The following is a 20,690-nucleotide window of genomic DNA, read 5'->3' as shown; positions in this document are numbered from 1 at the left end:
CATCTTATTGACTTGACGCAAGTGATATTGAATTGCACCGAGCCACCTCATCACAGCAGCCCTGATTAAACGCGTTTAACAACCCACTTATAAAGTGGATATCACCTCACCCGCACCATGCCAGCGATGATTATTGCGTTGACCCAACGTCTTTAAAATAACAAACGCTATGACGGCCTGCGGTTTTTGCACAATACATCGCTTGGTCGGCATGCTTGAGTAAATCGTCAATACTCTGCGCATCGCTAGGATACATGCTGATGCCGATACTGGCGGTACAAGAAACCGGCTGATCATCAATCACATAGGGTTCGGCCAATACATGCGAGAGTTTCTTGCCGATAATATCGACATCTGCAGCGGTCGTCGTGCCCACCAGGACAACAATAAACTCATCGCCCCCCAAGCGGGCCGCGATATCATTGCTTCTAATACAACCCTTAATACGGCTGGCACACTCAACCAACACAGCATCCCCAGCACCGTGGCCCAAAGTATCATTTACATGTTTAAATTTATTGAGATCTAACATCGCAATGGCCAGCTGCGTCTTTTCACGCTGACTATTGGCGATTGCGCTCTTCAGTTGTTCATAAAGTAAATTACGATTCGGCAAACGGGTTAAACTATCGTAGTTAGCCTGTTGCCATATTAATTGATCGGCTGTTTGGCGTTCGATAGCGATACGGGCAAGGTTAACGAACTGCTCAATCACTTTAAATTCAGCGGTAGTCGGCCGCGTTATGTTGCGATAATAAATAGCGAACGTACCCAGCACCTTGCCTTGGTGATCAATAATCGGTTCAGACCAACTGGCCGCAAAATTAGCTTGTTTGGCTAGTGCAGCCCAAGGCCCCCACTTTGGATCGGTGGCTATATCCGTCACAATAACTCTGTTACCGGTAGAGATGGCTTCACCACAGGACCCAGCCCCTTGCGTGATATCGACACCGTTTAAGGCCTCATTAAAAAAATCAGGTAGGTTAGGCGCGGCCCCTACCACTAACTGCTTACCTGTTTTATCGAGCAGTAACACGCTACAAATCGTGTCCGGAAACTCATTTTCGATCCCCTCAATAATAACGGACAACACTTTGGATAACGGGCTTGAGCTGGCCACCAACTCAAGAATGGTATTACGAATTTTATTTCGCTTATCCTCTTCAGACAGCCGGCGATTTTGGTTTTTCATAAACACGGAGAAGATTAACGAAAAGATATTGGTCACGATAAACGCGGCCACAATACGCTGCAGAGTGAAGCTATCAAATTGCTCATAGGTAAACAGGCAAGCAACCGTAAGCAAGACAAAATTAAACAAAATCGCCATCAACGTCGGCAACAAATAATAGCTGCCGATAATGATCGGGAACAGCCAATAAATTAAGCCCGGCCCTTTGATATAAATGCCCACCAAGATATTAACATGGGCAAGCACCGCGAAAATTCCACTGTAAAGCTTAATTCGACGGGTCAGCCAAACCCCGAGACAGATAGAAAAAATACCGCCCACCGCAATAAAATCAACGATGATATGCAGCATATCTTGGGCCAAAATACTGGTAATCAGAAAAGGAAAAAGTATCAATGTCGCCGCAGCAGTAATGCCGAGTAGAATTTTCTCTTCTAACGTGCGGTCTGTCATTTTAACGGCCATACGGATTAGCGTCCTATCCATGAGATCTATATTTCAAAAAACGCTTGTACTACGCGCTGACATAGCCAAAAACATTGGTTAAACAGTAACATAGTTAATAAGGTCACTAAAGACATAGGTTATTGATTGCGCCGCTGAAAACGAACCAAAATGGTGCTTAATCCGTGCAGCAGTGAAGCCACAACAGAGCGTACGGCAACAACATCGCGGTGGTAGCAGAGCAAGCTGAACAAACCTTAAAATAGTTCAAAAAATAAACAATTCTGTTACATCCCCAGACCCTTGATCTGGTAAACTAACCCCTCTACGGAACCTGCCAACAATCTCTGCTGAACAGCTCTCCGTTATTCCACTGATAAAAGAGCCAATGATGCAAAATTTAACACCGGACGGGCAGCAACTCGTCAACAACCTTAGCCACAAATACAACCTGAGTTATGATGCTGTCATGCATATGCTAATCGCCGTTAATAACGGCTCGGGCAGTATGGCGCAATTTAATTGCCCAGAATTAGGCGGCGGTGGCCAATGGATGCGTGGTGGCATGATCATGGTCGGTGATATGTTTAATAACGGCCTGAAAAACACCGTCAACAACCTCTGTAACGAGCTATCAAATGCTCTAGCTAATCAGCAAATATTTGCCCCGATTCCACAAGGCACACCCGGCAGTAACCAATGGTGGCCTATCGACTTAGGCCAACCCTTTAGTAGTGGTTCGCAGAACAATATTCGCTATGCTGTCTTTCCAAACCGTTTAGCCGTTGAACTCAATGGCCAAGTGACAGTTTATAATACCCTAGACAACAATATTAGCGGCGTTAGCCAGCAGCAAGGTGGCGACACCTCGTTAACCTTCAGTAGCCAGTACGGCACCATTGCCGTCAACAGCCTACCGATTGTTTCAGGCCCCGGCATCGCCCCTGCTCCACAACGTAACTTTGCCGAGCCAGCGCAACACCATAATGCACCGGCCAACAATGCGCCCATCAACAACCCAGCCCCCGTCAATAACGCCCCATCCACCCCGGTGCCAAATACCGCGTCTATCGATGAAACCCTACAGGTCATCGAAAAACTGGCAAAATTGAAAGACGCTGGGGCGATCTCAGAAAATGAATACAACGCGAAAAAGACAGAACTGCTGAATCGTATCTAATGATCTCGTCAGTCTCCCTAAGATGAGATAAGCCAGGGATTCACCATCTCTACCCCTTTCAAGGCGTAGGGATTTTTTGGATCGGTCTGTAGGCGCCGCCTCTGGCGGCAATGGACGTGCTTATTCAGGCAAACCGAGCAACCTTTCGCTACGCCGCATCCTAAAGAGACTACTCACTGACCCGTTGGTAAAAATCGAGACCCACCAAGCGGGGTTTAATCCGACGGTGTGTACAAATAAGCGCCAGCTGCTTAATTGGGTTTAGGTGCCATAGGCACGCAGTAACTCAGTGACGAGAATGCCGTTGATTGTCATGCCATCCAAATTCGCATCACTGATTGTAACATCGCTTAAATCGATGTTATGAAGTGTAGCTCCCGCTAACGACACGTCAGAAAACGACGAGCCTGCAAGATTTACATCAGTGAAACTTGAGCGTTGTAGATTGACGTCTTTAAAGCACGCCTCAGCGAATGAAACAGCCTCAAATTCCGATGATTTTGTCGCCATTACCCGTTCTCCTTACTTGAATGCTTAACGCTACCAATCACCGAAAAGCGAAGAAGCGCAGCGGAATTTTATCCCTCGTCTGCGCTGGTTCAGTGTTTGGTTGGAAATAGTACAGTCCTTTCCCAGCCGTTCCTCGCAGACATAATAAGGTATACACATCTAATCTAACCCATTTTTAACTTCATAGTTCATCAATTGCTTTGACCGATTAGGAACGGCATCTAAGCAAATGAGGGCTTCTCAAATGAAGTCACATTTTTATCGGAAACCACTCCTCTAGTGGTACTAGGGGCTTTTTCGCCACGATCGCGTCAGATAAGTCATCCGGACTCTGCACCGAATCCAAAGCGACATAGCCTGTTAGCCGTTGGCGACCCTGCCGCCAATTAAACCTCACTGTCGGAATGACCAACGCGTATAAGGACTCTCTTGATCTGTCATTAAAGGGGTTAAAGCGCTCTTCCAGTGAGATATTAGGGTTGAATTAAACGAGACTTTCAACGGCTTTGAGCCGCGCTGTTCTTACCGGCGGCGTTGGTCGGCACCGCTATTAGCGGTAAGGATAAAAAAAGCTTAAGCTGTGAACTACCGATCTCATATTGTTGACATACAAGTACTTTAATCGCTGTTGTAATACTATTTTATTTGGATCTGGAAATTTTGGTAATCGTGGTACGTTAGCCTATGATCAAGCGAAAAAAGAGCCTTGCCTATTGCCTACTGTTTTGTTTGCTGACTGGCGGAATGGCTTTCTATGAACTGCGATATTCCCTGTTGCAGGAAGAGACAAAAGTTGAAGAACGGGTTGCAAATACCAGCATTTTACTTGGAGAGTGGATCAAAGGGGCATTTGTGGCTTCTGATTATATTCTGCGTGATATCGTCTACACGGTGCCTGTTTCAGCGCTTCAATTTCCAGCAACCAATGCCGATGAGTACGCCCGCACCTCAAAATACATTGAGGACAAATATAAGACACTCCCGCATGCCATCGGTGTAGGCCTAAATGATAAAAACTGCATTATGACTCATACCCCTTCAATTGTGGGCTTTGATGCTAGCCGCCGTGAATGGTGTAGAGTACCGATGCATAACCCAAAGATTCAAACCTACGTTTCAAATATGTTTGCCAGTAATATTGGCAAACTGATGGTTATCCAGACTCGAAAATTTCCGGGAGATGAGTTTAGTGGGCTGGCGGGTATTGGCGTGGATTTGGAATTCTTTTCAACATGGTTTGAAAAGGTGTCGATCGGTACTCATGGCGTTTTAGCCATCACTGATCAGAATGTCAACTTGCTGGCGAGAAAACCAGCTACACCAGAGATGCTGGGTAAAAAGGTGAATGGTCCGGTCGTTAAAGACTTTATTGCTTCCGGTGAAAACTATAAAACGTTTCGGAAAATCTCTCCGTTGGATCAGGAGCCGCGGCTGTATGGTGTTCGTAAGATAGAGGGGTTACCGTTTGTTGTTGTGGTTGGCGAAGCCGATCGTGATTGGCAAGCCGCTTGGCGGCTGCATGTTTGGTTGACGACAGCGGCGCTTGTTATCTTATGGTTACTGGCTTTCTATACGCTTCATATTTACTGGGAACGGTTGAATAATCTCGTTGAACTCAAAAAAGTCCGTGATGAACTTGAAGACCTCAGCTTCACAGACGCCCTGACCGGATTAGCCAATCGCCGTTGCTTCAATAATGTTTTGGATGCCGAATGTCATCGCATGCGCCGTCTAAAAGCGCCCATTTCTGTGATGATGATTGATGTGGATTTCTTTAAGGCCTTCAACGACACTTATGGCCACCTAGCTGGGGATGAGTGCCTCAAATCGGTGGCTGGAGTTCTCCAGAGTAAACTCAAACGACCTCAGGACCTAGCGGCTCGTTATGGCGGTGAGGAGTTTTGCTGCATTTTACCTGAGACCGAACACGCAGGTGCAGTGAGCATTGCGATGAGCATTAAAGATGGCATTGCGGGTTTGGGCATCCGACACGAAGGTTCAGCAATCGAAAATCACCTTACCGTCAGTATAGGGGTGGCTACGGTTATCTGTGATGAGGATATTAATTCTGACATTATCGTAAACTTGGCTGACGAACGTCTCTACCAAGCTAAGCAGAATGGACGGAACCAGGTCGCTTCAGAAGATTGAATCGTCAATAAAGGAAGTTAGGATGTGAATGACGATGATATAAGAGCCCTAATTAAAGGGGCTTTGGGCCCTTTAATTTTAAGTAGGCGTTCGCGCTCAAGTTGCAGTTGGGCGTAGATTACGAGTAAAGACCCATGGCTTAGCTCTAAAATCTAGCTACTCTATTGGGCGACTTCACCACCGAACCGTTAGGCTCTTTCACGAACCGCGGGGCGCGCCAATGCCCACTTTGTAAGCTGCCAAAGGGCAATTGCGATGGCGATTGGGAATAGGAAGGTACTGAGAAAGAAAACCACGATGAGCTCAATCGCATCTTTAGCTGTTTCTTTAAGAGCCTCTGTATAACGGTCAAGCTGTACCGCCGAGGCTGCCTTTATTTTTGCGCCAGCTGCCCAGTTTTTTAACTTATCCCAAGAGCCTTCTTCGGCTTTCTCTGGAATTTCAACACCCCTTTCAACGTTGATATTACGAACACGATCCGAGGCGTCAGCGATGCCTTGTTCGGCCTCCATATGCCGAGACTCCAAAAAACCTGAGTACATCCACTCTGATCCGACAATCGCCACTGGCACTACAAATCGGATAACAGCCAGAACGACAAATCCTCGCCAAAGGTAATGGCGCCATTCGGAGAATGACTCGGGCGCTAAGAGCCGGCAAACCAACGAAGCCACACCAAAAGCGACTATGAATATTGAGTACGGCAACCAACTCGAAATTTCGATCAAAACGCGCTGAGTACCAAGCGCAACGGAGCTGACTAGCATGAAGCCTGAAAACCTCTCGACCAAGTCGTTTAAGGGATCAAGAACTTCCCCTGGCGCCAAAGTAACCCCCATACCAAGAGGAGTAACATTTACTTCCGTGCCTTGAGCTACTGAGATCATTGCATTTAGCCCCCTTGCAACCCCGAAGGTGACAATTGAGCGCTTTAAAGCCGTCTCAACAGCTTCTTCAGCTTTTGAGTCAAACCCGCCAGAAAATGCCCCAACCGCAACGACGATGATAACCAGCAAAGGCCATACGATGTTTTTTTGTAGGGTTGCCTTCATAAATGTCCTTAAGTCGCCCAACAGCTAATTATAGTGCCGATCGAGGCTGCATCTCTGCCATAAACGTGCCTCAATCATAATAACTACATGCTGCGTTAGCTCAATATTTTTATATTCAAGGGAAAGGTCCCTTGATCAAGGGTAATGAACATATCACGATGGCGCGTCTCATGCTTCACCGACACCTATCTCTATCTGTGTATCTTTAGAACCCGCTGATTCTACAATCGCCCCTAGGGAAGATGCGAATAAGCCCTTCCCATGAGACAATTTATTTTTAATTTTCGAGCCTGACCATGTCACATCAACTTACCTTTGCCGACAGCAAATTCAACAATAAACGCCGTAAAACACGTAAAGAAATCTTCTTGACTGCGAATGGATGGATTGATGTCTTGGGATCAACTTGAAGCCGTTATTGAACCCTTCTATCCCAAAGCCGGAAAACGTCAGTTTGGTTTTAGGAAAGCGATCTATCGAGGACTGGCTAAAAACGATAACAAGTTGGCGATGCTGTTTGCCTTAGCCAATGTGTTTAGAATTGACCAGATGATGCGAGCCGCAAAGCGTTAATCCGTTCAAAATCCACTAAACAAGGCTAAATAAGCTTGTTTAGTGGTGAAAAGCATCAAAACAAGTAGCATCCTGTGCTTTTTTATTCGAAAGAGAGAGGTGAGTGTTTTGCGATTTCTTAATCGCATCTTCCCTAAGCAGAATGGACGGAACCAGGTCGTTTCAGAAGATTGAATCGTCAATAAAGGAAGTTAGGATGTGAATAACGATGATATAAGAGCCCTAATAAAAAAGGGGCTTTGGGGGCTTTAATTATTTTTCCCCTAAATTTTTTATATTGCTTTTACGATTACGAAACATTAAAAAAAGACCAATGATGATTAGCGGCCCCCAAAACCAAGGTGTAACAAAAAAATATTTAGTAGCTTTGATACCAAAACCACCACTACTCGCTCCTATAGCCCCAAGAACTGCACCAATAGTAGCCATTCCTAAAGCGCCGACAGCTATACCAATTCCTCCTGTTACAACTCCAATTGTACCAATAATAGTTGAGGCTACCCAACCTATAACTCCGCCTGTTACTGCACCAAGACCGATTGAACCAATACCGGGTAGGACTAGCGAGAAATGCGAACCTATAAAAAATGAGAAATAGAGGCCATAGAGAAATATTAACCGGCCCATAATTTTGCCTGACCAAGCGCCATTAATCCACCTCCAAATCCCATACCCAACGATAAACACTCCAATCAAAGCTGAAATTATAATTGCTATTGTAGGCATATCTACTCTCTTTAATTCTTGTCTAACGCCGTATTCAGTGGGCCAGTGTACAGGAGCACTTTTTATAGCAGTACCATAAAAATGCGATGCGTAACTGGCTCAACTACAGCAGTTGTTAGAAGTGCATTATGCTAGAATATATTTACGGAAGTAATTCGACCTTATAATTCTAGATTTTCGGTCATTTGTACCTGAATACATTGCGTGATAAAACTGACCATAATCTGTATCTTGCTCATTTTTACTTTTCAAAACTTGTACATCAAAGTCATTTAATCGAGCAACTATATCCTTAGGAATCTTGTCTGACCAGCAAATCTCAACCACCAAAGTAAAGAAGCATGACTTTCTGAACCAAATAGAATCTAATTCAAGTCCAAAGCTTTGAATAATCGAAAAAGCCCTAAGCACCTTAGCTTTAGTGCTGTACGAATTAGCATATTCCTCATTGAATTCAGCCACACATTTTTCGACTTCATTATCCCTTGGAAAATAACCATCTCTCTCTAATGTGGACATCACTGACAAAAAGAAATGGACGTCAGCCATTCTAGTTAGCTCAGAATCATAAAAAACGCCAAATTCTTCTAGCGAAACTTCTTCTGACAGTTCTTTAGCAACTCGTATGAATTGACCGTCATAGATTGCATTGTGTATTTCAATATCCTCTAGTTTAAACTTAGTCAAATTGATTCTTCTGAAGATTTCTCTAACAAGGTCATCATCAACCTTTCCAATATCCCTGAGCACAACTTGATAAGATAAAAAGTCTTCTCTTTGCTCCTGATTTAGCGTATCAAAGGGAGGGACTAATTTTAATTTTTTTGAAAATCATTCTCAATGTAATTCCTAATTGTCGTTAAGCGCTGCTGTCCATCGATTACTTTTTGCGAGGTCCTTAGTTTCTTTATGTCTGTTTCACCTTGACAAACATATATTTCGGGAAATGGATACCCATGTAATATCGTATCGAGAAACTGCTCTTGGTGCTCTTGTGTCCAAACAAACTTCCGCTGAAAATCCGGTGAAACCTGCAATCGGTCGGTATCCATTTTTTCATAAATATCGGCAATCGTCGGGTTCGTAACAGAAGGTTTAATTTGATGAGCCATATCATAATTCCCCGGGCTTTCGCCGCTTCAAATCTTTTACGCCTGAAAGAGTATACCCCTCCAAATGATTGTAACTTTTGAATATCCCTGCATTAACTTGATAATTACCTACTTCTGACTTCCCATTTGAAATACTTCTAAAAAATTCAAACCAATCATCTTTAAAAGCCTTCATTTGGAAAGATACTGGTAGTTTATCTGGCCTAATCCAACCTAATGCAACATATTCCAAAAACTCGTGATACATTTTGAGCTCTCTATCTCTCACAACAGTACGATTCTTTCGAAATTGCATTTGATAGTCTGCTATACCTAGCATCACCGACTCAAAAAGTTGTGGAGAGACGAGGGCAACATCTATATCTGAGTCGAAATCGAATGCTTTTCTTTTAAATGGACTAAACCCCAGCTTGGCTGATCCAGTTATGTATATTTCATAAAACGATATATTGAATTTTTCACCTATTTTCTTTCGAAATTCATAGAAATCCTCATCTTTGCCTTCGAATACATAAGGTGTTCCGTGAAGAATATATTTTCTGCAAAAGTCTAACTCTTCTTCGTGAGTGGATATTTGTCTCAATGATGCGTCAAATTCTTCAATGTCCATTAAGATCCTTAGGATTCCATATACTTTCTCTAGCCTTCTAACACTGAGTGCAGCAGCAGTTTGTGGAGCGTTTTTTTTGCTAGCGTAACGGCCAGCAAAAAAAGAAGTCGCAGAACAAACTGTCCGACTGACACGACTTGTTATGATTTGGTAACGAATAGACTAAGATAATAGTCTCTTTTATCACTTTTATACTTAACGCCCAGCCTTGTAAAAGAGGCTTTACTAAATAAGTGATGCATGACTTCATTATTCTCACGCGTTGTGGCAAAACAACTACAACCATTTAAGGCATCACAGACAGACTTCATTAGAAAACTTCCAATACCGCTGCCTCTTGATTTTGGTGATGCGTACAGATAGCCCAATTCATATTTATAGCTGTCGCCGTCATCAGCCAATCCTGACTTTGAAAATACTTCACTCTTATAGTTTCCAGTCGGGCATTTTATGGCACCAACCGCAACGCATTCTGTATTAATCTCTATAAAAATCAGTTTATATGCCGATTTAATCCGGCCTGCTAAGCCTTGCGAAGCAACCTCGCCACCCTCAAGAACAAATTTTTCGAAAGTAGAAAGCTCTTCTCGAGAGCAACCTGCTGGTGCTTTTATTATTGCTCGCATATTACTCCAGAAAATCATAACACTAATTATAGCGCCCTTTGGCGCTATATCCCCCAAATACCATAATTCTAGAAACGCGACGGAGCAAGGGGAACTTACATTTTATATATCAGCAGGTTAAGAACATTTTAAAGAAGCACTCTACAGAATTATAGTGCCGATCGAGGCTGTATCCCTTCCATAAATATACTTCAATCATAATAGCTAGATGCTGCTAAATCAAAGCGTTAGCTCAATACTTTTGTACTCAAGGGAAACCGGTCCCTTTAATAAGGGTAATGAACATATCAGGATGGTACGTCTCATGCTTCACCGACACCCATTTCTATCTGTGTATCACTTTAGACCCCGATGATTCTACAATCGCCCCTAGAAGGGGGCTCCCACATAAAAGCGTTAAACACAAAAAGGCCGCTGAGATAGCGGCCTCTAGTTTCCAACTTGAATTGTCGATCTCATAAAAAAAGGCCGCAGATAGCAGCCTTTAGTTTCCAACTAGAATTGTTAGTTTCCAACTAGATTGTCACAGTTTCCAACTTGAATTGTCGTTATCAACTATTTCAATCTTCCATATAGGTTTCAATACTTGGGCAAGAACAGATGAAGTTCCGGTCGCCATAGACATTGTCGATACGGTTGCTGGTTGGCCAGAACTTACTCTCGCGGGCTGAACGGCTTGGGAATACCGCTTCTTCACGGGTGTAAGGACGATCCCACTCAGCAGCCATAATATCCGCTTGTGTGTGGGGTGCACGACACAGTGGATTGTTATCAGCAGGCCATTCACCGCTCTGCACTTTCTCGATTTCACCTTTAATCTGAATCATGGCGTCGATAAAGCGATCTAGCTCAACTTTAGACTCAGATTCAGTCGGTTCGATCATCAAGGTGCCCGGCACTGGGAAGGACATGGTTGGTGCATGGAAACCGTAATCCATCAGACGTTTAGAGATATCCTCTTCTGTTACGCCAGACGCTTCCTTCAACGGACGGATATCGATAATGCACTCATGGGCCACTTTGTTGTTGCGACCACGGTAGAGCACTGGGTAGTGCGCCGACAGTTTTTCCGCCATGTAGTTGGCATTCAAAATCGCCACCTGAGTAGAACGTTTCAGGCCAGATTTGCCCAACATTTTGTTGTACATCCAGGTGATCGGCAGAATAGAGGCCGAACCATAAGGGGTTGCCGCGACTGCGCCGTTTTCTGGGTTTAATCCTGCCACTGGGCTCACCTTATGGCTCGCCAAGAAGGGTGCTAAATGACTCTTAACACCGATAGGACCCATACCTGGGCCGCCGCCACCGTGAGGGATTGCGAAGGTTTTATGCAGGTTAAGGTGGGACACATCAGAACCGATCACGCCGGGTTTAGAGATACCCACCTGCGCGTTCATGTTGGCGCCATCCATATACACCTGACCACCGTTTTTGTGGATGATCTCGCAGATTTCGACGATATCTTCTTCATACACACCGTGGGTGGATGGGTAGGTAATCATCAAGCAAGACAGGTCATCTTTATGCTGTTCTGCCTTAGCGCGCAGATCCGCAACATCGACATTACCCTTCTCATCACAACGGGTGACGATGATTTTCAGGTCGGCCATTGCAGCAGAGGCAGGGTTAGTACCGTGTGCAGAGGATGGGATCAGGCAGATATTACGATCCCCTTCACCGATAGACGCTTGGTATTTACGAATCGCCAGCAAGCCAGCATATTCACCGGAAGCACCGGAGTTAGGTTGCAGTGAAACCGCATCATAACCGGTAATCTCCACCAACTGCTCTTCTAATGAAGAGAGCATTTTGTGGTAGCCCTGCACCTGATCAGCCGGTGCAAAGGGGTGAATATTGGAGAACTCAGGCCAGGTCACCGGAATCATCTCGGCGGTAGCGTTCAGCTTCATGGTGCAAGAACCCAGCGGAATCATGCCGTGTACGAGCGAGTAATCTTTATTCTCCAATCTCTTCATGTAGCGCAGCATATCAGTTTCGCTGTGATAGCTGTTGAAGGTTGGGTGGGTCAGGATCGCATCGCTACGACGCATCTCAGCCGTAATACCGGTTGCGGCACCGGCCACAATCTCAGCATCCAGATCAGCGACACTCAAGCCGTGACCAGCACCAAGTACCACATCAAACAGATCGGCAACATCGGCAGGACGAGTCGTTTCATCCAGTGCGATACCCAGCTTGTCAGCCGCGATTTGACGCAGGTTACAACCGGCATCCAGCGCACGCTGATAAACGTCAGCAGCGGTTTCTGGCAAGGTCAGTGTCAGGGTATCGAAATAGGTATCATTAACCGCTATGCCTTTAGCTTTCAGGCCGTTAGCCAGAATCGCCGTCAGACGGTGGACTCGCTCAGCAATGGTTTTTAAGCCATCAGGACCGTGATAAACACAGAAGAACGATGCCATATTGGCCAGCAACGCCTGTGCAGTACAGATGTTAGAGGTCGCTTTCTCACGACGGATATGCTGCTCACGGGTTTGCATCGCCATGCGTAAGGCTTGGTTACCGTTAGCATCGATAGAGACGCCGATAATACGGCCTGGCACAGAACGTTTCAGTTTTTCACTGGCAGCAAAGAAGGCCGCGTGTGGGCCACCAAAGCCCATCGGTACACCAAAACGCTGAGACGAGCCCAGTACGACATCAGCACCCAGCTCACCAGGCGATTTAAGCAATACCAGCGCCAATGGGTCAGCGGCAACGGAGACCATCGCTTTCTGCGCTTTAGCGTTTTCAATCAATGTTTTGATATCGGTGATATCGCCATAGGTGCTTGGGTATTGTAGCTGCACACCAAACACATCATGGTTTTCAAGATCGGTGACAGGGTTGCCAACGACAATCTCAAAGCCGAAATAAGCGGCACGGGTTTTAATCACGTCGATGGTTTGTGGGTGAACATCATCCGCCACAAAATACACATCGGTTTTCTTACGATTAGAGCGTTTGCACAGCGTCATCGCTTCAGCGGCGGCGGTGGCTTCATCCAGCAAAGACGCATTCGCCAGATCCATACCGGTAAGATCCATCACCACTTGCTGATAGTTCAGCAGTGCTTCAAGACGTCCCTGAGAGATCTCAGGCTGGTAAGGTGTGTACGCGGTGTACCAGCCCGGATTTTCAAATACGTTACGTAAAATAACGTTTGGCACTTGGGTGTTGTGATAGCCCATGCCGATATAAGAGCGGTTAACTTTGTTCTGATCAGCCAGGCTGCGCAGCAATGCCAACGCATCAGCTTCTGATACGGAATCTTCCATTGCCAGTGCATCATCCAGACGGATTGAATCCGGCACTGTCTGTGTCATCAGTTCTTCGATAGAACCAACACCCAAATCAGCTAGCATTGCTGCCGTCTGATCGGCATCTGGGCCAATATGTCGACGCGTAAAGTCAGTCGTCTGCTGAAGCTCACTTAAAGCAGAGACAGGAGTAGAATTATCAGTAGCCATACAATAACCTGTTTAAACTGATCAGCCGAGTTAGCGCCTGATCTGAAATCAAAGGGGTGCGAGATGATAATCATCACCTCGCGTTGCGAAAAGATCTGACCGGGGGACACGATAGCCATTATCTCACACGATAATCCTGCACAACAATCGGCTACAGGAAAATCATCCAAGAAAGGCTATCCTGCAGATCAACTCTCTTCAGCAATCGTTGCTGCATAAGCATCCGCATCGAGTAATGCTTCCACTTCAGCCGCATCAGCCAGTTTAATCTTAACGATCCAACCACCCTCGTAAGGCTCGCTATTCACTAACTCAGGCTCGTCTTCCAACGCTTCGTTAATGGCGATAACTTCACCCGCAATCGGTGCATAGATATCAGACGCCGCTTTTACTGATTCAACTAGAGAGAACTCTTCACCGGCAGTCACTTCACGACCGACTTCTGGCAGTTCAACAAACACCACATCACCCAGCAGATCCTGTGCATGATCTGAGATACCCATCGTGACCGTTCCATCACCGTTATCCAGAACCCACTCATGGCTGGACGCAAAGCGGTAATTAGTTGGAATGTTCATAGTCGTATTTCCCATATAATTTAGATCGGTAGCCCGACCGTTACAGTGAATATCAATACCGTTGTTTCGGTGTTACTTATACAGTGGAAAGCGTTTACACAGGGTTTCAACCTGCGCCTTAACGGCCACTTCCACCGCTGAATTATCATCCGGATTAGCCACCAGACCATCGAGCACGTCGTTGATCAGATTGCCAATCAGGCGGAACTCTTCGGTGCCAAAGCCCCGAGTTGTGCCAGCCGGCGTACCCAAACGAATACCCGAGGTCACCATCGGCTTTTCTGGGTCAAATGGAATACCATTTTTGTTACAGGTAATGCCGGCACGTTCTAGCGCCGCATCAACCACGTTGCCGGTGAGTCCTTTAGGTCGCAGATCCACCAGCATCAGGTGAGTATCGGTGCCACCGGTCACAATGTCGCAACCGCGTTCAACCATTACACCGGCGAGCGCTTTAGCGTTATCCACAACCTGCTGGATATAGGTTTTAAACTCAGGACGCAGCGCTTCACCAAAGGCAACCGCTTTAGCCGCGATCACATGCATCAGTGGGCCACCCTGCAAACCAGGGAAAACCGCTGAGTTAATCTTTTTGCCGATCTCAAGGTTATTGGTGAGAATCATACCGCCGCGAGGTCCGCGCAGGGTTTTATGAGTCGTCGTTGTCACCACATCCGCATGAGGTAATGGGCTCGGATGTAACCCTGTTGCCACCAAACCCGCAATGTGGGCCATATCAACAAACAGATAGGCACCGACTTTATTGGCGATTTCACGGAAACGGGCAAAATCAATTTCACGGGGGATTGCAGAGCCACCAGCAATAATCATTTTTGGCTGACACTCAACCGCCAACGCTTCAACGGCATCATAATCGATCCGGTTGTCCGTTTTTGATACGCCATACTGCACCGCATTAAACCACTTACCCGACAGTGCAGGACGGGCACCGTGAGTCAAATGGCCACCGGCATCCAGTGACATACCCAATACGGTATCACCCGGTTGCAGTAGCGCCAGCATCACCGCACCATTCGCCTGTGCGCCAGAATGCGGCTGTACGTTAGCAAATTCACAGTTGAACAGTTGCTTCGCCCGCTCAATCGCCAAACCTTCGGCTTTATCAACATATTCACAGCCGCCGTAATAACGACGACCCGGATAGCCTTCGGCATATTTGTTGGTCAGTACCGTACCCTGAGCCTGCATCACCGCTTTGGAAACGATGTTTTCCGAAGCGATCAGCTCAATCTGATGTTCTTGACGGTTAAACTCTTCATTCACCGCAGCCATAATCTCGGCATCACGTGCGGCTAAATCCTGAGTAAAAAATGCTTCGCTTACAGCGTCACCACGATACAGTTCAGTATTATTCATATTGTTCTTCTCTGTTGGTCTTCGGGAAGTCTGTTAATCAAATCGCTTTTTGGACAGAGCCATCGCCCGTCATTTATTTCTCTAGTACCAGATCTCAAGTGCTTAGCAGGCAACCACATTGACCGCCAAGCCCCCTGCGAGGTTTCTTTGTACTTGTCTTGCATATCGACACCGGTCTGGCGCATCGTTTCGATCACTGAATCCAGTGACACATGATGTTTACCATCGCCACGCATCGCCAAACGGGCCGCGTTGATCGCTTTCACCGCGCCCATAGTGTTGCGTTCGATACAGGGCACCTGCACCAAGCCTTCAATTGGATCGCAGGTGAGTCCTAGGTTATGTTCCATGCCGATTTCAGCGGCATTTTCGACCTGTTCTATCGTGCCGCCCATCACCGCACAGAGTGCACCGGCGGCCATCGAACAGGCCACACCGATCTCACCCTGACAGCCGACTTCCGCGGCCGAGATAGAGGCATTCTTCTTATACAACATGCCGATCGCTGCGGCGGTGGCGAGAAAATCGAAGATGCCCTGCTCGCTAGAGCCATGTACAAAACGGTCGTAATAGGCCAACACCGCCGGGATCACCCCAGCTGCACCATTCGTGGGAGCCGTCACCACTCGGCCACCCGCAGCGTTTTCTTCATTCACGGCGATGGCGAATAGATTGATCCAATCCATCACCGTTAGCTGATCTTTAAAGGAGGCTTCGGGGCTACTGCGTAACTCTTCATAGAGTTCATTAGCGCGACGTTTAATCCCCAAACCACCGGGCAAGTTACCCTTCTGTACACAGCCACGTTGAATACAGCCTTCCATCACTTGCCAAATATGACGTAGCCCGGCGCGGGTTTTATCTTCACTGCGCCAAACCTTTTCGTTTTGCATCATAATTTGCGCCACGCTCAAGCCGCTTTCTTTACACAGCTTTAACAACTCGACGCCGTTATTGAAGTCGTAGGGCAGCACCACATCATCGGCCTGTGCCGGGGACTGGCTTGCCTCAGCATCACTGAGTACAAAGCCCCCGCCTACGGAATAAAAAATGGCGTCATGCAGTATAATACCCGCTGCATCAAACGCCTGAAAACGCATGCCATTAGGATGTTTCGGCAATGTCTGGGCAAAGTGGAACAGCAGCTCGGTGTCAGGCGAGAAACGAATCTGTCGCTGCCCTGCCAGCATCAACTGCCCGGTTTGCTTAATCTGTTCAACCAACACCGGCACACTATCCGGATCGACCTGATCAGGTGTTTCACCTAATAGTCCGACCATCACGGCCACATCGGTTGAATGCCCTTTGCCGGTCATCGCCAGCGAGCCATACAGCCCTACTTTCAGCTGTTCAACCTGTGTTAGTTGATCACGCTGGGTCAGCTCATCCAGAAACCGGTTAGCGGCAACCATCGGTCCCACGGTATGTGAACTAGAGGGGCCAACGCCTACTTTAAAGAGATCAAATATACTTAAAGACACTGTCTCGTTGCTCCCACGTGGTCATCCACGCTGCTTATTTTGCGGCGCTAGGCCAACATGCTGACCGAATACCCTAATGAAAGACTCAACTTAAACGTAACCGCTTAACCTAAGGCTTCATCATAAAATCGGTTTAGCTACTTATTTTTGTTATGAGTGCTTGATAAGCGTTTTTATTAAGTGCGCTAGCAAAAGCGCTGATAAACGTTTCATCAAGAACTGGATCGAAGGTTAGCAGCGAGATTTCCCAAAATCAACAAAAAGTTTCCTATAGGAAATATATTCCACATAATATCGCTATCAGACGAAAAAAGCGTTCTTTCATTGCCAATGCCGGTTGTGTACTATTATTGGAAACAGCAAGCACACGGTTTGCCAAGCCAAGCAACTATCCATACGTGATATACCCTGAACCCGACAGGTGTAAACGGAGTACCCGATGCCAGACCAACCCTCCTTTCTTAAAGAAGCTCAGCAAATGTTCTCAGTAACTCAGGACAATGCCGAAGCGATGGTAGAACCCCTAGAACTGGGTAAACGGGTGCGGGAGATACGTCTTAGCCAAAAGCTGACTCTTGAAGAAGCCAGTAAGCTGACCGGGCTGGCCCGCTCGACGCTGTCGAAGATCGAAAATGAACAGATCTCACCCACCTTTACAGCGGTAAATAAATTGGTCAAAGGGTTGGGTATTGATATCCCGCAGCTATTCACTCAACCGAAGAAGAAAACCCCGGGCAGCGGCGGACGGCGTGATATTACCCGTTGCGGTGAAGGCAAACCTCATCCGACGCCCACCTATGAACACGAACTGCTGGCCACCCAGTTATCCAGCAAAAAGATGATCCCGTTCAAAACCACCGTGCGCACCCACTCTTGGGATGAATATGAAGACTGGGTACGGCACGACGGCGAAGAATTTCTCTTTGTGCTGAGTGGCAGCATCATGTTTTACAGCGAGTTTTATGAGCCGATCGAACTGCATACTGGTGATAGCGCCTACTATGACTGTGAGATGGGCCATGCACTGGTTTCAACCAGCCAAAAAGATGCTGAAGTTCTCTGGGTTACCGCTTAACGGCGCCCAGAGTTTAGCGGCATTAATCAACTGTTCTTCTTAGCATCAAGCCTCAGGTTTTACCCTGTAAGCCCCTCAAATAACCCTGCTAATGCCACCAATAACCGCACAAACTCTAGCTACTACAGCCACTGTATTGCTGCTTTAGCCTGGCCCCCACAGAACCTTTGTCACCGAAAATAGCCTGTATACGACATCAACTAGCGTCGATGCGTAACTTTTTATTGCAAAATATTTCCTGTTGGATTAACTTTGTTTCCTATTGGAAACATATTCTATTACTATAATCTCGATACTAGGGTTTCGTTTAGCTCGCCTCACCAAAGAAGCTTGCTAAAGCGTCAACCGAGCCGTATTGCGATTAACCGCATAATCACTAATGGAGACACTCATGTCTGAACTGAACAAAACACCGCTTTATGATCTGCATCTCGAACTGGGCGGCAAAATGGTCCCTTTTGCAGGCTTTGAAATGCCCGTTCAGTATCCGTTGGGGGTTAAAAAGGAGCATATCCAGACCCGTGAACACGCCGGTCTGTTTGATGTATCTCACATGGGTCAGGTAAAACTCACTGGCGCCAACGCCGCCGCCGAGCTAGAAAAACTGGTTCCCGTCGACATTATTGATCTGCCCGTTGGCAAGCAGCGTTACGCGCTGTTCACCAATGACCAAGGCGGTATTATGGATGATCTGATGGTCACCAATGCCGGTGACTACCTTTATGTAGTGGTTAACGCTGCCTGTAAAGCACAGGACATCGCCCATATGCAGGCGCACCTTGGCGCAGGCGTAGAATTAGAAGTATTGGATGATCGCGCACTGGTTGCCCTGCAAGGGCCAGAAGCCGCTCAAGCACTGTCACGCATCTGCCCTGCAGTGAATGACATGGTCTTTATGGATTCTCGCCAAGTAAGTATCGATGGCGTGGAATGCTTTGTAAGCCGTTCCGGTTATACCGGCGAAGATGGCTATGAGATCTCAATTCCTGCGGCTGAAGCCGAACGTCTGTGCCGTCTGTTTATTGCTCAGCCTGAAGTCGAGTTTATCGGCCTAGGTGCGCGGGACTCACTGCGTCTGGAATCCGGTCTGTGCCTCTATGGTCACGACCTAGATCAAAACACCACACCTATCGAAGGCAGCCTGATCTGGGCGATCAGCAAATGTCGTCGTGCCGATGGTGAACGTGCCGGCGGTTTCCCTGGCGCTGACAAGATCTTTGATCAAATCGCCAACAAAAACTACAGCCGCAAGCGCATCGGCCTGATCGCACAAGGCAAAGCCCCTATCCGTGAAGGCGCAGAACTGCAGAACGCCGATGGTGTTAAAATTGGTGAAGTTACCAGCGGTAGCTTTGGCCCAACCGTGGGTGTTCCAATTGCGATGGGATATGTCGCAACTGAGTATGCCGTACTGGATACAGAAGTATATGCTCTGGTTCGCGGTAAGCAGCTGCCAATGACCGTTGCTAAAACACCGTTTATCGAGCAGCGCTACTACCGCGGCTAAGTGATTAATAACAAGCGCGGTTAATCCCGCGCTTTGCATAACAAGAATAAAGGAACTGCTGATGTCTGTTTATACACCCATCACCCACGAACAACTTGAACGTTACCTGCAGCAATACTCTGTAGGCCAACTGATTGATTTTCAGGGCATTGAGGCCGGTGTTGAAAACACTAACTATTTCGTTACCACCGATGAGGGTCGTTTTGTCCTCACGTTGATCGAATCAGTCAGCCACACACAACTACCCTTTATTCTTGATTATATTGAGCACCTATCACAGAACGGTGTCGCCTGTGCGACACCGATCCATCTGAACAACCAACAGTTGTATGGTCACCTCAATGACCGGCCAGCGGTGTTGATGTCACGTCTAGCGGGTGTGCCATTAGAGCTACCCAATGACCAGCAGGCCAGCATTATCGGTCTAACACTGGCACAGATGCACCGTACTGCCGAATCACTCAAGCCTGAACAAGCTATACATATTCACCAGTGGTGCGTTAACTTGGCTGATAAATTGATGCCTCAGCTAGCGCAAGAGCAGCAGCATATTTTACAGTACAGCCTAAAGGATGCGGAGCAGATCCCTTGGGACACCCTGCCCGGCGGACCGATTCACGGTGATCTGTTTCCAGATAATGCATTGTTTGATGGGGATAAACTCTGTGGCCTGATCGATTTCTATCACGCCTGTTCAGCGCCCTATCTTTACGATCTCTGTATCACCCTGAACGCTTGGTGTTATGACGAGAACAGTGCAACCTATGATTTCAATAAAGCCTTGCTGATACTCGACAGTTATCAAAGCGTTCGCCCACTCAACCACGACGAGCAGCGCAGCTTCAGTGGAATGCTGCAGGTGGCCGCTATGCGTTTCTGGCTGTCCCGTTTACGGGATATTCACTTTCGTAAGGAAGGGGAAGTTGTTACCCGCAAAGATCCCGCGGGTAAGCTGCAACTGCTAAAACTACTCGGCGATAATCAACTACAGATGGCCAGCTGAAGCTATCGATGGCTTGTAAAAAG

16 protein-coding genes and 2 pseudogenes are annotated in these 20,690 nt (G+C 46.9%); 6 read left to right on the top strand and 12 right to left on the bottom strand.

All coding sequences use genetic code 11. From position 1 onward, the window contains the following. Positions 1 to 130 precede the first annotated feature (130 nt). A complete protein-coding gene (locus AC0L4K_RS04935) occupies positions 131 to 1,657 on the bottom strand; it encodes a diguanylate cyclase domain-containing protein (protein ID WP_473268422.1) in 1,527 nt (508 codons plus the stop codon). 367 nt (positions 1,658 to 2,024) lie between these two features. Between AC0L4K_RS04935 and AC0L4K_RS04930 the strand changes: the two genes are divergently transcribed. Next, positions 2,025 to 2,816: an SHOCT domain-containing protein gene (locus tag AC0L4K_RS04930; RefSeq protein ID WP_473268421.1), complete on the top strand. Its 792-nt coding sequence runs from the start codon at positions 2,025 to 2,027 to the stop codon at positions 2,814 to 2,816. Between the two features lie 261 nt (positions 2,817 to 3,077). On the opposite strand, the gene AC0L4K_RS04925 is transcribed toward AC0L4K_RS04930, so the two are convergent. Continuing rightward, positions 3,078 to 3,326: a pentapeptide repeat-containing protein gene (locus AC0L4K_RS04925; protein ID WP_473268420.1), complete on the bottom strand. Its 249-nt coding sequence runs from the start codon at positions 3,324 to 3,326 to the stop codon at positions 3,078 to 3,080. A gap of 684 nt (positions 3,327 to 4,010) precedes the next feature. Between AC0L4K_RS04925 and AC0L4K_RS04920 the strand changes: the two genes are divergently transcribed. After that, positions 4,011 to 5,477 carry a sensor domain-containing diguanylate cyclase gene (locus AC0L4K_RS04920; protein ID WP_473268419.1) on the top strand — a complete coding sequence of 489 codons (1,467 nt, stop codon included), beginning with the start codon at positions 4,011 to 4,013 and terminating at the stop codon, positions 5,475 to 5,477. 188 nt (positions 5,478 to 5,665) lie between these two features. Here AC0L4K_RS04920 and AC0L4K_RS04915 read toward each other — a convergent pair whose 3' ends face one another. Next, complete coding sequence (locus tag AC0L4K_RS04915; RefSeq protein WP_473268418.1) at positions 5,666 to 6,529, bottom strand: hypothetical protein; 864 nt, start codon at positions 6,527 to 6,529, stop codon at positions 5,666 to 5,668. A 296-nt stretch (positions 6,530 to 6,825) separates the two neighbouring features. Here AC0L4K_RS04915 and AC0L4K_RS04910 point away from each other — a divergent pair. Beyond that, positions 6,826 to 6,973, top strand: a pseudogene (locus AC0L4K_RS04910) (IS5/IS1182 family transposase); the annotation flags it as partial. A 381-nt stretch (positions 6,974 to 7,354) separates the two neighbouring features. Here the strand turns inward: AC0L4K_RS04910 and AC0L4K_RS04905 are convergent. The 9 genes and pseudogenes from AC0L4K_RS04905 to AC0L4K_RS04865 form a co-directional block, all read right to left on the bottom strand. Continuing rightward, positions 7,355 to 7,828: a hypothetical protein gene (locus tag AC0L4K_RS04905; protein ID WP_473268417.1), complete on the bottom strand. Its 474-nt coding sequence runs from the start codon at positions 7,826 to 7,828 to the stop codon at positions 7,355 to 7,357. A gap of 126 nt (positions 7,829 to 7,954) precedes the next feature. Beyond that, the gene (locus AC0L4K_RS04900) at positions 7,955 to 8,515 is read right to left on the bottom strand and encodes a hypothetical protein (RefSeq protein WP_473268416.1); all 561 of its coding nucleotides are present in this window, start codon (positions 8,513 to 8,515) and stop codon (positions 7,955 to 7,957) included. 128 nt (positions 8,516 to 8,643) lie between these two features. Further along, positions 8,644 to 8,940: a DUF262 domain-containing protein gene (locus AC0L4K_RS04895; protein ID WP_473268415.1), complete on the bottom strand. Its 297-nt coding sequence runs from the start codon at positions 8,938 to 8,940 to the stop codon at positions 8,644 to 8,646. Position 8,941: 1 nt separating this feature from the next. Continuing rightward, positions 8,942 to 9,550 carry a hypothetical protein gene (locus tag AC0L4K_RS04890; protein ID WP_473268414.1) on the bottom strand — a complete coding sequence of 203 codons (609 nt, stop codon included), beginning with the start codon at positions 9,548 to 9,550 and terminating at the stop codon, positions 8,942 to 8,944. A gap of 140 nt (positions 9,551 to 9,690) precedes the next feature. Beyond that, positions 9,691 to 10,176, bottom strand: coding sequence for a GNAT family N-acetyltransferase (locus AC0L4K_RS04885; protein ID WP_473268412.1), 486 nt, complete (start codon positions 10,174 to 10,176; stop codon positions 9,691 to 9,693). A 560-nt stretch (positions 10,177 to 10,736) separates the two neighbouring features. After that, positions 10,737 to 13,646, bottom strand: coding sequence for an aminomethyl-transferring glycine dehydrogenase (gene gcvP / locus AC0L4K_RS04880; RefSeq protein WP_473268411.1), 2,910 nt, complete (start codon positions 13,644 to 13,646; stop codon positions 10,737 to 10,739). Between the two features lie 188 nt (positions 13,647 to 13,834). Continuing rightward, positions 13,835 to 14,224: a glycine cleavage system protein GcvH gene (gcvH, locus tag AC0L4K_RS04875; protein WP_417225977.1), complete on the bottom strand. Its 390-nt coding sequence runs from the start codon at positions 14,222 to 14,224 to the stop codon at positions 13,835 to 13,837. A gap of 72 nt (positions 14,225 to 14,296) precedes the next feature. Further along, positions 14,297 to 15,601, bottom strand: coding sequence for a serine hydroxymethyltransferase (glyA, locus tag AC0L4K_RS04870; RefSeq protein ID WP_473268410.1), 1,305 nt, complete (start codon positions 15,599 to 15,601; stop codon positions 14,297 to 14,299). Positions 15,602 to 15,703: 102 nt separating this feature from the next. Next, positions 15,704 to 17,082 (bottom strand): annotated as a pseudogene (locus AC0L4K_RS04865) (L-serine ammonia-lyase). 439 nt (positions 17,083 to 17,521) lie between these two features. Between AC0L4K_RS04865 and AC0L4K_RS04860 the strand changes: the two are divergent. The 3 genes from AC0L4K_RS04860 (at position 17,522) to AC0L4K_RS04850 (ending at position 20,667) form a co-directional block, all read left to right on the top strand. Beyond that, a complete protein-coding gene (locus tag AC0L4K_RS04860; protein WP_417225983.1) occupies positions 17,522 to 18,157 on the top strand; it encodes a helix-turn-helix domain-containing protein in 636 nt (211 codons plus the stop codon). Positions 18,158 to 18,548: 391 nt separating this feature from the next. Further along, complete coding sequence (gcvT, locus tag AC0L4K_RS04855) at positions 18,549 to 19,664, top strand: glycine cleavage system aminomethyltransferase GcvT (protein ID WP_417225985.1); 1,116 nt, start codon at positions 18,549 to 18,551, stop codon at positions 19,662 to 19,664. Between the two features lie 61 nt (positions 19,665 to 19,725). Next, positions 19,726 to 20,667 (top strand): homoserine kinase, encoded by a 942-nt coding sequence (locus AC0L4K_RS04850; protein WP_417225986.1) that lies wholly within the window; start codon positions 19,726 to 19,728, stop codon positions 20,665 to 20,667. The last annotated feature ends 23 nt before the right edge of the window (positions 20,668 to 20,690 follow it).

It is taken from the genome of Amphritea sp. GJ51-11 (assembly GCF_055808735.1).
Note: the sequence above shows the minus strand (reverse complement) of the source record. Positions and strands in the feature narration are given on the sequence as shown.

Coding starts and splice junctions, on each gene's coding strand:
- AC0L4K_RS04935 (WP_473268422.1), bottom strand. CDS start 1,657: ATGGCCGTTAAAATGACAGACCGCACGTTAGAAGAGAAAATTCTACTC.
- AC0L4K_RS04930 (WP_473268421.1), top strand. CDS start 2,025: ATGATGCAAAATTTAACACCGGACGGGCAGCAACTCGTCAACAACCTT.
- AC0L4K_RS04925 (WP_473268420.1), bottom strand. CDS start 3,326: ATGGCGACAAAATCATCGGAATTTGAGGCTGTTTCATTCGCTGAGGCG.
- AC0L4K_RS04920 (WP_473268419.1), top strand. CDS start 4,011: ATGATCAAGCGAAAAAAGAGCCTTGCCTATTGCCTACTGTTTTGTTTG.
- AC0L4K_RS04915 (WP_473268418.1), bottom strand. CDS start 6,529: ATGAAGGCAACCCTACAAAAAAACATCGTATGGCCTTTGCTGGTTATC.
- AC0L4K_RS04905 (WP_473268417.1), bottom strand. CDS start 7,828: ATGCCTACAATAGCAATTATAATTTCAGCTTTGATTGGAGTGTTTATC.
- AC0L4K_RS04895 (WP_473268415.1), bottom strand. CDS start 8,940: ATGGCTCATCAAATTAAACCTTCTGTTACGAACCCGACGATTGCCGAT.
- AC0L4K_RS04890 (WP_473268414.1), bottom strand. CDS start 9,550: ATGGACATTGAAGAATTTGACGCATCATTGAGACAAATATCCACTCAC.
- AC0L4K_RS04885 (WP_473268412.1), bottom strand. CDS start 10,176: ATGCGAGCAATAATAAAAGCACCAGCAGGTTGCTCTCGAGAAGAGCTT.
- gcvP (WP_473268411.1), bottom strand. CDS start 13,646: ATGGCTACTGATAATTCTACTCCTGTCTCTGCTTTAAGTGAGCTTCAG.
- gcvH (WP_417225977.1), bottom strand. CDS start 14,224: ATGAACATTCCAACTAATTACCGCTTTGCGTCCAGCCATGAGTGGGTT.
- glyA (WP_473268410.1), bottom strand. CDS start 15,601: ATGAATAATACTGAACTGTATCGTGGTGACGCTGTAAGCGAAGCATTT.
- AC0L4K_RS04860 (WP_417225983.1), top strand. CDS start 17,522: ATGCCAGACCAACCCTCCTTTCTTAAAGAAGCTCAGCAAATGTTCTCA.
- gcvT (WP_417225985.1), top strand. CDS start 18,549: ATGTCTGAACTGAACAAAACACCGCTTTATGATCTGCATCTCGAACTG.
- AC0L4K_RS04850 (WP_417225986.1), top strand. CDS start 19,726: ATGTCTGTTTATACACCCATCACCCACGAACAACTTGAACGTTACCTG.